This window comes from Providencia rettgeri, from assembly GCF_041075285.1.
Classification (GTDB): Bacteria; Pseudomonadota; Gammaproteobacteria; order Enterobacterales; family Enterobacteriaceae; genus Providencia; species Providencia rettgeri_G.
On the sequence record NZ_CP163512.1, the window covers coordinates 3737767 to 3751804 of the forward strand.

11 protein-coding genes and 1 pseudogene are annotated in these 14038 nt (G+C 38.3%); 8 read left to right on the plus strand and 4 right to left on the minus strand.

Annotated features, from left to right (window positions below; translation table 11 throughout):
* Positions 1 to 134 precede the first annotated feature (134 nt).
* The gene (locus AB6N04_RS17195; RefSeq protein ID WP_369309435.1) at positions 135 to 1142 is read left to right on the plus strand and encodes a substrate-binding domain-containing protein; all 1008 of its coding nucleotides are present in this window, start codon (positions 135 to 137) and stop codon (positions 1140 to 1142) included.
* A 34-nt stretch (positions 1143 to 1176) separates the two neighbouring features.
* Here AB6N04_RS17195 and AB6N04_RS17200 read toward each other — a convergent pair whose 3' ends face one another.
* From AB6N04_RS17200 to AB6N04_RS17210, 3 genes are read right to left on the minus strand one after another with little or no spacing between them, the layout of a single operon-like run.
* Positions 1177 to 2106, minus strand: coding sequence for a dihydrodipicolinate synthase family protein (locus AB6N04_RS17200; RefSeq protein ID WP_369309436.1), 930 nt, complete (start codon positions 2104 to 2106; stop codon positions 1177 to 1179).
* The gene (locus tag AB6N04_RS17205) at positions 2100 to 2927 is read right to left on the minus strand and encodes an SDR family oxidoreductase (protein ID WP_369309437.1); all 828 of its coding nucleotides are present in this window, start codon (positions 2925 to 2927) and stop codon (positions 2100 to 2102) included. The genes AB6N04_RS17200 and AB6N04_RS17205 overlap by 7 nt, the downstream gene beginning before the upstream one ends.
* Before the next feature lie 22 nt (positions 2928 to 2949).
* On the minus strand, positions 2950 to 4605 hold the full coding sequence (locus tag AB6N04_RS17210) for a signal transduction protein (RefSeq protein ID WP_369309438.1): 1656 nt from the start codon (positions 4603 to 4605) through the stop codon (positions 2950 to 2952).
* Between the two features lie 513 nt (positions 4606 to 5118).
* Between AB6N04_RS17210 and AB6N04_RS17215 the strand changes: the two are divergent.
* Together AB6N04_RS17215 and AB6N04_RS17220 are read left to right on the plus strand one after the other, a co-directional pair.
* Positions 5119 to 6483, plus strand: a pseudogene (locus AB6N04_RS17215) (MFS transporter).
* Between the two features lie 228 nt (positions 6484 to 6711).
* On the plus strand, positions 6712 to 7251 hold the full coding sequence (locus tag AB6N04_RS17220) for a DUF2058 domain-containing protein (RefSeq protein ID WP_369309439.1): 540 nt from the start codon (positions 6712 to 6714) through the stop codon (positions 7249 to 7251).
* Positions 7252 to 7527: 276 nt separating this feature from the next.
* Here AB6N04_RS17220 and AB6N04_RS17225 read toward each other — a convergent pair whose 3' ends face one another.
* Positions 7528 to 8226 carry an RluA family pseudouridine synthase gene (locus AB6N04_RS17225; protein ID WP_369309440.1) on the minus strand — a complete coding sequence of 233 codons (699 nt, stop codon included), beginning with the start codon at positions 8224 to 8226 and terminating at the stop codon, positions 7528 to 7530.
* 174 nt (positions 8227 to 8400) lie between these two features.
* On the opposite strand from AB6N04_RS17225, the gene AB6N04_RS17230 reads away from it, so the two are divergent.
* The 5 genes from AB6N04_RS17230 (at position 8401) to AB6N04_RS17250 (ending at position 14030) form a co-directional block, all read left to right on the plus strand.
* On the plus strand, positions 8401 to 8892 hold the full coding sequence (locus tag AB6N04_RS17230; RefSeq protein WP_369309441.1) for a cold shock domain-containing protein: 492 nt from the start codon (positions 8401 to 8403) through the stop codon (positions 8890 to 8892).
* A 781-nt stretch (positions 8893 to 9673) separates the two neighbouring features.
* On the plus strand, positions 9674 to 9994 hold the full coding sequence (locus AB6N04_RS17235; RefSeq protein ID WP_369309442.1) for a helix-turn-helix domain-containing protein: 321 nt from the start codon (positions 9674 to 9676) through the stop codon (positions 9992 to 9994).
* A 136-nt stretch (positions 9995 to 10130) separates the two neighbouring features.
* Complete coding sequence (locus AB6N04_RS17240) at positions 10131 to 10739, plus strand: common pilus major fimbrillin subunit EcpA (protein ID WP_369309443.1); 609 nt, start codon at positions 10131 to 10133, stop codon at positions 10737 to 10739.
* Between the two features lie 92 nt (positions 10740 to 10831).
* Positions 10832 to 11515 (plus strand): hypothetical protein, encoded by a 684-nt coding sequence (locus tag AB6N04_RS17245; protein WP_369309444.1) that lies wholly within the window; start codon positions 10832 to 10834, stop codon positions 11513 to 11515.
* A 19-nt stretch (positions 11516 to 11534) separates the two neighbouring features.
* Positions 11535 to 14030, plus strand: a complete 2496-nt coding sequence (locus AB6N04_RS17250; protein ID WP_369309445.1) for a CS1-pili formation C-terminal domain-containing protein — start codon at positions 11535 to 11537, stop codon at positions 14028 to 14030.
* The last annotated feature ends 8 nt before the right edge of the window (positions 14031 to 14038 follow it).

Here is a 14038-nt window from a genome sequence, read left to right on the forward strand (position 1 = left end):
AAAAGAGGGGCAGTTATCGTGGTTTATTCGTTTGCTTTTTTGTGCACTTAGCTTGACGGTAGTATGCCTAGTCTATATTGCTAACTCGAATTAGTTTATACTTAAGCTTATTTATAAATGATTATAGCGAACTTATGGCAAAAACTGTTGAGCAAATTGCGAACGATTTAAACCTTTCTGTTACGACGGTCCGGTTAGTTTTAAGTCAAAAGGCGGAGCAATACCGAATAAGCAAAGCCACCCAAGAACGTATCCAGTCTTATGTTGAAACCCATGGGCTGGTGGTTAACTATGCCGCTCGTAGTTTGAAACTGAATAAAACCGACACACTTGCCCTTGTGGTTCCCCGTTTATCTAACTTATTTTTCTCCACTTTAGCAGAAAAACTTGAAACCTGTTGCCAAAAAGCGGGATATCAGCTAATTATCGCTTGTTCTTATAGTGACCCTAAACATGAAAAAGAAGTTGTTCGTCGTTTGTTAGAGCGCAATGTTGACGGGTTATTTATCGTTCCTTCCTCTTTAGAAACCCAGCAATATCATCGAAAACTCGCCCGTAAGCGACCCATTATATTTTTAGATAGAGATTTCGGCGAAATGGATGTCTCTTTGGTGTTAAGTGATAACTACAGCGGCAGTAAGACGTTAGTTCAGTCGATTAGAAAGGCAGTCCATGTCGAACCATTATTTTTTATTGCGGGTGATACTCAGCAACCGTCAATCCAAAGTCGTTTACAAGGTTATTTAAATGAAATGCCCGAGCGGCAAAGCTGGGTGTTAACTGCGCGCCACAATCGTAAGGAAGATGGTCAGCATTTAATGCATGAATTCTTAAAGAAAAACAAGCAACCCCCTTCCGCGTTCATTACGTCATCACTGCCTATTTTAGAAGGGACATTAAGTGCGCTTCGACAGGTTTATGGATTTATTCCGCAGGAGATCCCGATAGGTACTTTTGATGAAAGTGACATGCTTGGTTTTTTACCGAATGCTGTCTGGTCTATGGGGCAGAATGAAGATGCGTGGGCACAACATGCTTTTCACCTAATGCAAAATAAGCTCCAAGGTGATAAGACTAATGTAAAAATAACGGTACCAATGACATTAATTTATCGGCCGCTGTCGGTTGCTAGAAATATTTAACGGAGATTGAGCCCCAAGATAGGGGCTCTTTTTTTCACTCAATTAAGGTGCGAGCAGAGCGAATGTATTCTTGTAAACGAGAATGCAAATTATTGAGAGCTTGTTTTTGCACTGAATTCAAAGGGATAAAGGGTTCTCTTGCAGGACCTAAATAGGCAACATCTAGCCCTGCTAAGTATTTTGTTGATTGAAAAATACCATTATTGACCATGGTTTCAACGACATCATTGATTTGCTGCTGTAGTTTTTGTGCGGTGACAAAATCGCCTTTTGCAAAACAGTGGCGAACCGCGAGAAAAAGTTCAGGTTGGATATTTACGGTTGTTCCGACAGTTGCAGTTGTTCCCGCCGCCAAACTGGCAAGAAAAATTTCATCAAAGCCATTAAAGAAAACTTTTTCAGGGTGTTTATCCACCATTCGTTCTAAGGCGTAAAGGTTGTGGGAAGTGTGTTTTACACCTAATGTTTGCTCGTTGCTAAATAATGTCTTTGCCGTTTCGAGGTCCAGTTCGACACCTGTAAATTGTGGAATATTATACAAAATAACAGGCAGTGATGTTTCATCTAAAATACGTTGGTAATAACGAATAATCGCTTCATTACTGTATTTATAATAGTAAGGAGGAACCAAAGAAACGGCACTCGCACCCACACTTTCTGCGTGTTTTGCTAATTCGACGGCATCTTGGGTTCTAGGGGCCCCAATATGGCTAATAACAGGCACTTTCCCTTCACTGCTTGTAATAATCGTCTCAAGAACTTGTTTTCGTTCGTCTAAATGTAACAGAGGGCCTTCACCCGATGAGCCGCAGCAATAAAACCCTTCAACCCCCCGTGCTAGTTGGTGTTTCACAAGGGTATCTAATGCCGTGGTATTGATATCTTCATTGTCATGCATTGGGGTAACAATGGCAGACATAATACCTCGAAATTTAGCCCATTTATCTTGCTGTTGATTTACCATGCTGTCCAACCTCCATCAATGACAAGGTTAGCACCTGTCATATAACAAGATGCGTTAGAAAGCATAAAGACAATAGCGCCATTAAACTCATCGGGTTTCGCCATGCGACCAATTGGAATGCGGTCAGTGTAATTTTTTTGGAAGCGCGGGTCTTGATCCTGCCGGGCAACACCTGAAAGCGTTAATGTATTCACACGAATACCTTCTTTCCCCCAATAGGTAGCGCAATAGCGGGTAAAATTATAGATACCCGATTTGGCGGCTGCATAGGCAACAGGTTTAATAAAAGGAATGCCAGTATCTTCCTTTTTATAGCTATAGATATCTTGAACAGGTGATACAACACCATAAATTGAACCAATATTGACGATAGAACCGGTTTTTTGTGCCTTTCTCATTCGCTTTCCAACTTGCTGGGTCATTAAAAAGGTACCAACAAGGTTGACATCAACGACTTCACGGAAAATTTCTTCTGGAAAATCCTCAAATGGTCCTGATACCTCTGGTGGTGCGCTTGGTTGAGTATCGATACCCGCGTTATTCACCAAACCATCGGGCGTTCCCCATGTCGATTCAATACGGTCTAATACTTTGTTAATACTTGATTTATCAGTAATATTAACTTCATAGCATGCTATGCGAGGAGAGTCTTTTAATGAACCTAATACTTGAGTCAAACGCGCTTGCGTAATGTGGGTTGCTAAGACTGCAACATTTGCGCCACGTTCATGCAGGGTTTTGACGTACTGTGCGCCAAGCTGCCCTAATCCACCAGTGACAATAATAATTTTATCTTGTAATGAGAAAAGTGGGTCAGTCATAATGTGTTCCTTATTTTTTTATTTATTGATGGATAAAATATTGACGGGCGTCCCCTGCAATCAACACTTGGATATTTTGCGTCATTGCTTGTGCTGCAAAGGCTTGGACTACGTTACCTAAAATATCCTCATCGACATAGGCTATCGACAAATGGTTACTTTGATGTCCAGCCATTAATGAATCACGAGAGACCCCATCAAGTACAGCATTTAATAATGGCCACTCATAATTCGTTGCTCGGCGACGACGTTCAAATTCGGCATCTGGAAGTTCAACGGCGGTACCTGTTCCAATATGCATTATCACTTGGAGCCCTTCATAATGGGCACGAGCCCAGATAAATCGACCTTTTTTCCCTTGCCCTGCGATTGTTGACCCCCCAAATGGGAAAAACATTGGAGGCTGGCGATAACCTGTTGCCCCGGCAATACCTCCTTTTAAATGTGCAAATGGAACTGCGCCTGAAATTTCAAAATCCCAGTAGAAAGTGCCTTCATACTCACTTCCCCAACGAATGTCATGCAACGTTGTTTCACTGGCAATATTTAATGATTGTAATAGCTTAGCCATGATCACTTGCGGGATAGCGCTGCCCATATCAACCTCATTAATACAGGTGATCGGTAGGTTTGGTGCAATAATGTCACCATTTTCATCGGGTATAGGGAAACGTGCCGAGTTACCGATAGCCCCTTCGGCAAAGTCTGAAGCGGCACAACTGTCTTTCAAGCCTTGCTGGTATTGCACTCCAACCGCACTTAAACCAAATCTTTTTGTAAACCGAGCCATCGCTATCATCATGGCGCACTGTTCTAACACTTGCTCACGGGTTAATTCGTTGTGGTGGTTTGTACCAAATTTAAAGGTCATTCCTTGGGATTGATACCATGCCAAGCAGGCTTCTCGTAAGGATTGTGGTACTTTTTGCATTTCAATTAGCAATGCAGACTGAGATAAGGACTCGATCGGCATTCCTATATCAATCATTGATTTTTGTGGGAAAACCCCATTAATCATTCCCATGCAAAAACTATCAAATAACCCAATAATGGCTTTATCCCGTAACATAGCTTGGCCCATCTCACGACCAATTTTACCTTCAGGGGTTCCCATAACGGCATCGGTCGCTTTTAATGGGTATAAATAATCTAATTTATGATTGAGAAAACCATCCTCAAGCCATGTCTGTAGACCTTTCATAAAGAATTCGTCAGTGAAGGTTTCCGACCATAATCGTGAGTAGTGGCAGCCCAAACTTGTCAAGCACCCAGCCATACACAACATACCCACTAGCCCAGGCCATGTGCCATCGAAGTTGGCTAATAGTAAGATCGGACCACGGTGATGAACTAATGAAGGGGCAATATGGTGTGAATATTGCCATGCAGTTAATAAAACAATGACGGGGGCGTCAGGCGCTATTTGCGCAAAAACATCACTTCCTTCCCGCTGACTACTGATGAACCCATGCCCTCTTTCATTATCTACCGGGTGTGCTCGTTTGATTTGGTAGCCAAGGTTGTTTAATGCATCCGCTAAACGTTGCTCATAAAGTGCTTGAGTTGGCCAACAGGTCACGTTTGCTGGTTCACGTAAGTCAGCATTTGTCACCAATAATACTTCATTGGATTGAGTTGTTATTAATTTCGGATGAGGGGGAGGGGTAAAAGTCAACATAGGAAGCTCTCCTGATGAATGATGCTGAGTATGCTAAGTGTGCTAATTCGAGTTAGCAAGGTATTATTATTGGTTGTATAACTCAATTTGTTTAAACTAAATATGTGACAAATATCATGATTGTTTTCTTAACGCATTGAAATTAATTGATTTTATTATCTGGTTTTATACGTCTGTTATCATTATTCTCCTTAGGTTGATATGTTAATATATTGTTTTTATTTGTTTTTGTTTTGTTAATCACGGGTGTTGGGCTGAACTCAGTTATCTTTAGTTATTTTGTATGAAATCTGTTAAAAGATAATGTCATATTAATAAATAAAATATATTACGCTTTTAAATCAGTTGGATATAAGAGTTTAAAAGATCGTCATCACAAAATTATAAATAATAACTTTGAGCAACCATATCCTTTGCTATTATCGGCTAACTCGAGTTAGCAAATTAATAAAGGTATTTACATAACATAGCTAATGCAAGCATACCGATAATCACTGTGTAGAGGATTGGAAAATGACACTACTAACACCCGCAACAAGTACAGCTCAGGTACATGAAGAAAGTGAACAAGAAAAAAAGCAGCAACGTAAGCTTGTTACTGTTCTTGGTTCAGGATTAGCAGGAACAACTATTGAGTTTTATGATTTTTTTATTTATGGCACAGCAGCAGCATTAGTTTTTCCAACATTATTTTTCCCAAATTTATCGCCGTTAATGGCATTGATCGTTTCATTTTTAACGTTGTCGATTACCTTTGTCAGCCGCCCAATAGGTGCCATCGTTTTTGGTCACTACGGGGACAAAATTGGTCGTAAAAAATCGTTGGTGATTTCATTGATGATCATGGGAATTTCTACCTTTTGTATTGGGTTAATCCCGTCTTATGAATCGATAGGAAATGCGGCCCCGTTGCTTTTGATCTTTTTACGCCTCTGCCAAGGGTTTGCTATCGGAGGGGAGTGGGGCGGTGCGACAACACTCATTACGGAATATGCACCACGTCATCGCCGTGGATTTTTTGGCACGTTTGTCCAATTAGGTAATGTATTAGGGTTATTTATTGCAACAGGTGTTTTTGCTTTAGTCGTCATGTTGCCTGAGGATGCTTTAATGTCCTGAGGTTGGAGAATGCCTTTCTTAGTCAGTATTTTGTTATTATTTATTGGGTTATATATCCGTGCAAATATTGAAGAAACACCGGTTTTTAAAGAAAACCAACGCCAACAACAGACCACTCAAACGAAAGAACAAAAATACCCAGTATTAACCGTGTTAAAGCATTATCGTAAATCGGTATTTTTAGCAATGGGCATGCGCATGGGGGAAATTGTATTAGGGTGGTTAACCGTGGCATTTTTCATGTCGTATGTTACTCGTGAGTTAGATTTTACGCGTGAAACAGCGTTAAACGGTTTACTTCTAGCGAGTTTCTGCGGCATTTTTACCTTCCCGTTCTTTGGCTGGTTATCGGATAAAATCGGTCGTCGTCCTGTTTATTTAGCGGGGGCCACAATCACCTTTATCTTTGCTTTTCCTTTATTTTGGATGATTGATAGCGGTTCCGTTAAAATGTTTATGTTTGCCACGTCTTTTTGTTACTCCGTTGGGTTAGGAATGATGTTTAGTGTACAACCGGCATTTTTCGCGGAGTTATTTGATACAAAAGTCAGGTATACCGGCGTGTCTTTAGGCTTCCAACTTGCAAATATTGTAGGAGGGCTCACGCCAATGATTGGTACGCTTTTACTGGTGTGGTCTGGTGGTAATTCATGGCCTATCTCAGCATTTTTAGCTTGCATGGCTTTAATCACAATTGCTTGTGTCTGTGTGACAAAAGAAACATATAGTGATGATTTAACAGAAGAAATTAAAAATTAATGTTAGTAATAAATTAAGTGTGTCATAAACATAAACCCTAATGATGTGGTAAATAGAGTCATTAGGGTTTATTGATTTAATCTATTTTAAAACTCAACATCGAAATCACAAAGTGCCCTTCCTTCAATAGACATATACACGCTCACTCACCGATGCGGTACATGCTCAACAATTACAGGTATAATCCCTAATTATCTCACTGACAAATTCATTGATGTGGAAATAAAAATGGCAAAACTCACCTTACAAGAACAGATGCTACAGGCAGGACTGGTCACCAGTAAAAAAATGGCTAAAGTCCAAAGAACCGCGAAAAAATCACGAGTACAAGCGCGAGAAGCGAGAGAAGCGGTAGAAGAAAATAAAAAAGCGCAGCTTGAGCGTGATAAGCAGTTGAGTGAGCAACAAAAACAAGCGGTTTTGGCGAAAGAATACAAAGCGCAAGTGAAGCAACTGATCGAAATGAACAAAATTGAGATAGCAAAAGGCGATATTGCTTTTAACTTCACGGACAACAATGTGATTAAACAAGTGATGGTGGATAAACTCACACAAAAGCAGCTCATTAGTGGGCGTTTAGCTATTGCACGTTTACCCATTGATAATATTGAGGTAAATGAATATGCAATAATTCCTGCGGTTGTGGCAGATAAAATTACCCAAAGAGATGCGAACAGCATTGTATTAAATAATGCGTTGAGTGAGGAAGCGCAGGACGAAGATGATCCATATGCTGAGTTTAAGGTTCCTGATGATTTGATGTGGTAAATACTCGTCATATTTCAAACCGCAGCGTTGTTGTCTACGTTCAGTCACCTTAGTCACATACTTATGTATGCTCCTAAGAATGCCTTCACTTGACGCCTAGCTGCAATTTGAACTATTTAGAGTATTTTTAAGCAGTTAACTTATTAATAAACAGTCTCAAACCGCAGCGTTGTTGTCTACGTTCAGTCACCTTAGTCATAGACTTATGTATGCTCCTAAGGATGCCTTCACTTGACGCCTAGCTGCAATTTGAACTATTTACCTATTTATAGGTTATTAAAATGGGCTGTTATGAGTGATATGGAGTCGTTTGCGGCTAATGGGATGCGTAAATTGCAGCTCGCTTGCGTGTAACATCAACCGCGGTATGTTTTCTGTGCCAGATAGCCGTTGACCTCCGTATAAATCACAGCCCAAAATGGGATGCCCCAAATATTGGCAATGAATACGTAGCTGGTGGGTGCGACCCGTTTCAGGGGTGAGCTGTACTCGAGTGAGTGGAATGATGGCGTTTCCCTTTAATGCCTGTTGAAAGCGCTCAATAACCAAATAACGAGAACGCGCGGGTTTTCCATTGACTTCGCAAATAGACATCACCGGAAATAGCGCTGGGTCTTTTGCAATCGGTGCATCAATTATTCCTTCATTTTCACTCAGGTGTCCACACAGTAGGGCTTGATAGGTTTTTGTCACAGTGCGTTGGCTAAACTGTTGGCAAAGCGCAGCATTGGTGGCTTTATTGAGCGCAATAATCATCAGTCCAGACGTCCCAAAATCTAAGCGATGGACAAGGGTACAACTTGGAAATAGCTTTACGAGTCGATGATGTACAGAATCCAAATTCTGAGGATTTTTCCCTGAAAGGCTGAGCAACCCCGAAGGCTTATTGATAATCAATAAATGTTCGTCTTGATGAAGGATATCAATCCGCTCATGGCAAGGCGGGGCAATAAAGGTATCAATAATTGTAGACATCGCGCTCTCTGAATGAAGAATGACGGCGAATAATAACCAATTTATCGTTATTAGTCCCCGTTACATTGTACGAAATTGGTCATCATGCTGAAAACCAAAGACATGGTTTGAGCTGGCATTGTGCTTTATACTGCGTCAGAGAAACTGAGTTCATCAACGATTAATTAGGTGGTAATGGCAATGAAAGGAACAATCACAACGTGGTTTGAAGATAAAGGCTTTGGATTTATCAAAGATGAGAATGGTGATAACCGTTATTTTCATGTGATTAAGGTTGCTAATCCTGAACTGATCAAAAAAGGTGCTGAAATCACCTTTGAACCCACAACCAATAATAAAGGTTTATCTGCTTATGCGGTTAAGGTGATCCCGGAAAGCAAATATATTTATATTGCTGGTGAGCGTTTGAAACTTACTTCAATTAAATCTTTTCTTGTTTTTAGTGAAGATGTTCCGGCAGATGCAGGTATTGATAAAGCTAATACGGTGTTATCAGTCGGTGCACTGATGAGCAATATTCGCCCAAAAACAGAAACTAAACCGGGTGATATGCGCTCACTGAAAAAATTAGCAATTACCACACTACATGGCACGACTTTGACGTTTTCTGAAGATGAAATTGATATTGAAGAAACGGTGAAGCGCCTGAAACCATATAAAAAATAGCTTTCAAAGATGTCCGCAATGTCATGACTAGAGCGCCATTTTTATATGGCGCTTTCAGTTAGATGATTTCATAAACCTTTTCTTCGGCTTGGTTAGTATAATATCATTTGTTTTTCTAAGTAAATCTACTTAGTATTGATGTTGTGTTTTAAAGCAGTTGATTCCCTTTTTCGTTTTAACAGGCCATTAGCCCAAATATCAATAATGAATATAAGCTTATCAATACTCGTAATACTAGTAATTTGAAAAACATAACTAAAACCGACTGATTATCGCATTTTTCCTTGCTTTCTAACTGTTATATTGAGGTGGGACGTTATTTTTTTAGAGATAAGTATTGGCTTGGTTATTATTTATTATCAATAAAACTAAAACCAGCCATATTTTTGGTTTATTATTTTACCCATATTATGGGTTTATATTATTGGATTTTATGTACTTTGTTTCAATTTGTAATTCATTGTAACCTTGTGTGTTTTTAACCTCATAGGTGTAATCTAGCTCTGGGAATTATTCTCAATAATATTCTCCATAAATTAAAATAGAGTAATAGTACTTAATTGATATATTTATCATGCGCTTAATTATTCTTTCCTTAAATAATATACCCGAAAAATGCGTATATTAATAAGTTAAAGTGATCGATATTTAATGTTTGATAGCTGGTGGCTATCAAAAAAAGCGTTTCGATCGATATAAACGTTTTTACTCTTATTTTAATGTATTTATTATTAATAAAAATTAAATTTTTAATTAATTATTTTATATTGGAGTGTGGTTAATGAAATCTAATATAATTAGTGCTCATGTTGGTATTTTCTTAAGGCGAGCCCGTAAAGAAAAAAACATGACAGGAAAACAGATGGCTAAATTAATGAATATTAGTCAGCAACAAATCTCGCGGTATGAAACAGGCACCACATCAATTACATTAGATCAACTAGAACAATTCTTGAGAATACTTGATAAAAGATGGATTGATGTACTTCGGTTTCTCGAAAATGAATCAGTAATTGGAATAAAAACAGATCGAAACGAGAGTAAAAATAAATACCTTTCATGGAAAGGCTATTCTACAAAAAACTTCATAAATAACATCTAGTCAACTCAACTAGCCTAATGAAATAATCAGATAAGCTGATTATTTTGTTGATTATATTTTATAAAAAGCACGGTTAAAAGTGTTTTTTATACTATGTAATTATTTTTTGATATAAATTTAAATTAGAGAGAATAATATGTTAAATAAAAAAATGGCATCTGTTTTGCTATCAACAATTATTGCTGCTTCTTTTGCAACCGCTGCTAATGCTGATACACGTACTGCTCAAGCGACGGCGACTTGGCAAGCAACAGCAATTAAAGATACAACTAGTATGTTAGTTGTAACTCCATTAAGAAGTTTAACGTTTAATTATGCAGAAGGCCAAAAAAGTTTTAACCAGCAAAATGGCGCTTTCGATATTGCTATTCAAGGGCAAGCTGGAGCAACAGACTTTAAATTAGCATCAAAAATTATTGCTAACACATTAACAAGAACTACTGACGATTCTAAATTAACCGTTGGTGTTAAATGGAATGGCGAAGACTTAAATAAAAACACAGAGTTAGTTTTAATTGATACATCTAAAGGTTTAACTTCTGGTTTAGATAACTTAGCTGCTGACGGTATTTATAATGGTTCTGAGCGCGCAACAGACCGTGGTGAATTCACCTTTGTTATTGCAAGTGCAGAAGCGGCTGGCGCTGCAACAGACTTTAAAGCACTGACAGATGGTACATGGGATGGTGATGTGAAAGTTCAATTTACCGCTACTTGGGACGGTACTTTTACTCCAGCGCCTTAATTATACCTTTATTAGATAATTGAATCTTACGATAAAGATACTATAGGGAAATAATATCTTTATCGTTATTCTTTTTTTAGAAATTTATGATTATGAAGAAAATAACATTAGCGTTAATTTTATTATCATTGCTTCCATTAAAAAATAGCTTCGCTGTTAATGTCGGAAACATTACTGAGATAATGTCATCCGATGAAAATACGATAGCGAAAGAAATTGAAAATACAGTCAATACGGCAAGATTGGTCAATTTAACAATTGAAAAAATAGATTCCCCACTTGAGAATGGAAAGGTTATTCCAGTTATTGACCCTAATGAAATATTATCAACACCTGCTAATTTAATTCTTCCAGGCAAAGCGAAAGATGTCTTTAAAATTATTTATCAAGGCCCAAAGGACGACAAAGAGCGTTATTACCGTTTAAACTGGAAAGATGACCCTATCGGTGAAAGTGGTGTGACACAAAGTTCAAAATCAGCATCAGCGACGACATCGGCAACAATTAGTACGATTTTGGTTGTCGCCCCAAGAATTGAAAATTTTAATTACCAATATATAAACTCACAAGTTGCGAATATTGGTAATAGTTCTTTTAGGGTTGTGGCTTCAGGACCCTGTTTAGCAGAAAAACAAAAATACGCAGTGGATGGAATATGCCGTGAACGGTATTACCTCATGCCACATTTAGCCGTTAAATTGCAATTTGTCGATCTCTCAAATAAAAAATCTAGCGTAGGTATTTGGCACAAAGGAGAGTTCATTGTTGTCAAATAATGAAGAATGGACTTAAATCATGCGTAAGAGTGCTATTGCTTTATCAATATTAAGTATTATCTTTTCGAATTCGATTAATGCTGATGAAATGAAAAGTATTAAGATTGGTGGATACATTATTCCTCCTGCATTTGTGAATGCTTTGGAGGAAGGAATGTCTGTGCCTGTTTTTTTACGGCTGAATGATGATACTAAAAAAAATCAGAGTGAAAGCAAAATTGCGGATGCAGTTATCGTCATTGATCAGGATAAAATTAAATTATCAAGTCTTCATCTCATTGATACAGATCAGGGGGCGAAACTTAATAATCTATTAGTTGAAAAACTTGAAAGTAAGAAAAATGCTATTTTTAATGAAAGTAATAGCATTTTGATTGATAACAATGCCGTTCTTCAATTAAATATCTCTTCATTCAACCTATCACTAGATGTTGATAAAGCCGCTTTTGCCCCAAAAGAGCATGCGCGACAATCTGTTTTAGGAAACTCATCCGTTAATTCACTTTCAGCGGTCGCTAATTATGATTTAGGGGTATTTCAGAGCCGAGTCAAAGACGCGAAAGATTCATCAAGCAGTTATTTTAATTTAGATACCTTATTTGCTGCCGCAGAACATCATTTTAACGTGAATGCATCTGCTTATAGTATTGGAAAATCGAATTCGAACGTTGAGCTTTATCGCGCAATGTATGAGCATGATTTTAATGGATTCCGTTTTGCTCTCGGCTTAATGAGCACATGGAATTTACAATCTATTGCCAGTTTGACGGCACTGAGTAGTAGTAAAATTTATGCTGCCTCCATTGGGAATAATTCATCCAGTATGGTGGTGAATAAACAGCAGTCACTAACACCCATTTATGCTTTTTTAAATAGTCCAGGTGAAGTGCGTATATACCGCCAAGGTAAATTATTAAATATCCAAAATTTCCCTATGGGTAATTTTGAAGTTGATACCAGTGTTCTGCCTTATGGTATTTATGAAGTGACTATCGAAACTGTTGTTGATGGGAAAGTTGTCACCACTCAGCACCAAACAATTAATAAATCCTTCGGTGCGATAACGGGAAATTACGATAAACTCAATTGGGAAATTTATGGTGGTTATATTGATTTTGATAAACGCCATTATGTGAGAGGTGAAGATTCACATAGTCAAACCCCTGAAAAAAGCTATTTAGCGGGTGTTTCTTTTGCGTATAACTTCCCTGTGCTATCAGGTGTTCGTTTTCAAATGTCTAATTATGGATTTGATAAGTTTGTTGTACAAGAAACGAGTGTTAATGCCACTTTAAATAACTATATTTCAGTATCTTGGCAGGGCATGTTAGAGAATCATGGCAGCCATCGCAACATTGCGACGATTTCGGTCAATATTCCTGAAGGTTACGGTTCTTTATGGGCTTCTAAAGAAAAGACGGTGGTAAAGGGGGATTTACCGCTTTATGATGCTGATAGCTATTCTTACGGTGGCACAATTAATTTTGATAAAATTATTGATAGAACGGGCTCATTTACTATCAGTAATACCAAAGACCGACGTGTCGGCAGTGATTCAATTAACTATGAATATGCCAATACATTATTCTCTGGTCGTTATGGAACCGTAGGTTTAAGGGCGGGTGTGCAACGTTACCATTATGATAATCAAAACAGCACCAACGAAAAATATGTAAATCTCGATTTCTCTTTACCACTTTCTACTTGGTTAAGCACAGGCGTTTCTTCAACAAACGGTAACGTGAAAGCCAATATTTACGCGAATAAGAATTTTGAAAACTCAGTGATCACTAACGCAGGTGTTTCTGTTTCAAAATTGGTTCGTGATAAAGATAATGGTGAGTCGGATTTTTCAACTCTGGCTTATGCATCTTACGATACAAAATATAATTCCGGTACTGTAACGATTAACAGACCAGATAATAACCGCCTCAATGGTAATTTAACTTCTCGCGGTTCAGTGGCCTATAGCAACGGCATGATCACACCAAGCGGACAGCAAGGTAAGTCCGGTGTAATTATTCATTCTGATATTAAAGGTAGCGGCAGTATGGTCGCTAAAGTGAATGGTCAAAATTACCCAATCAGTGGGAAAAATACCTTTATTCCATTGTCTCCTTATTCTGATTACGACATTCAATTAATGAATGATGGTAAATCAAAAGACAGTTTTGATATTGTCTCTGGTCGAAATAAATCCGTTACGTTATATCCAGGAAATATTGCTCTTTATCAGCCTGAAGTTAGGCAATTAGTAACCGTATTTGGTCGTCTGAAATCCCCGAAGGGCGAATATATAAAATATGCCTCTATTAGAAACCATATCGGTCGAACAAAAACAGATCAAAATGGTGAGTTTTCCATGGACGTTGATGTCCGATACCCAGTGATATCGTTATTACAAGACGACCAACAGACTATTTGCGAAGCAGACTTAAACCTACAAGATGCACGCGGTGCATTATGGGTTGGTGAGGTGACCTGTGAACCTCAAGAAGCATTTGCAAAACGTTAATTATCTCT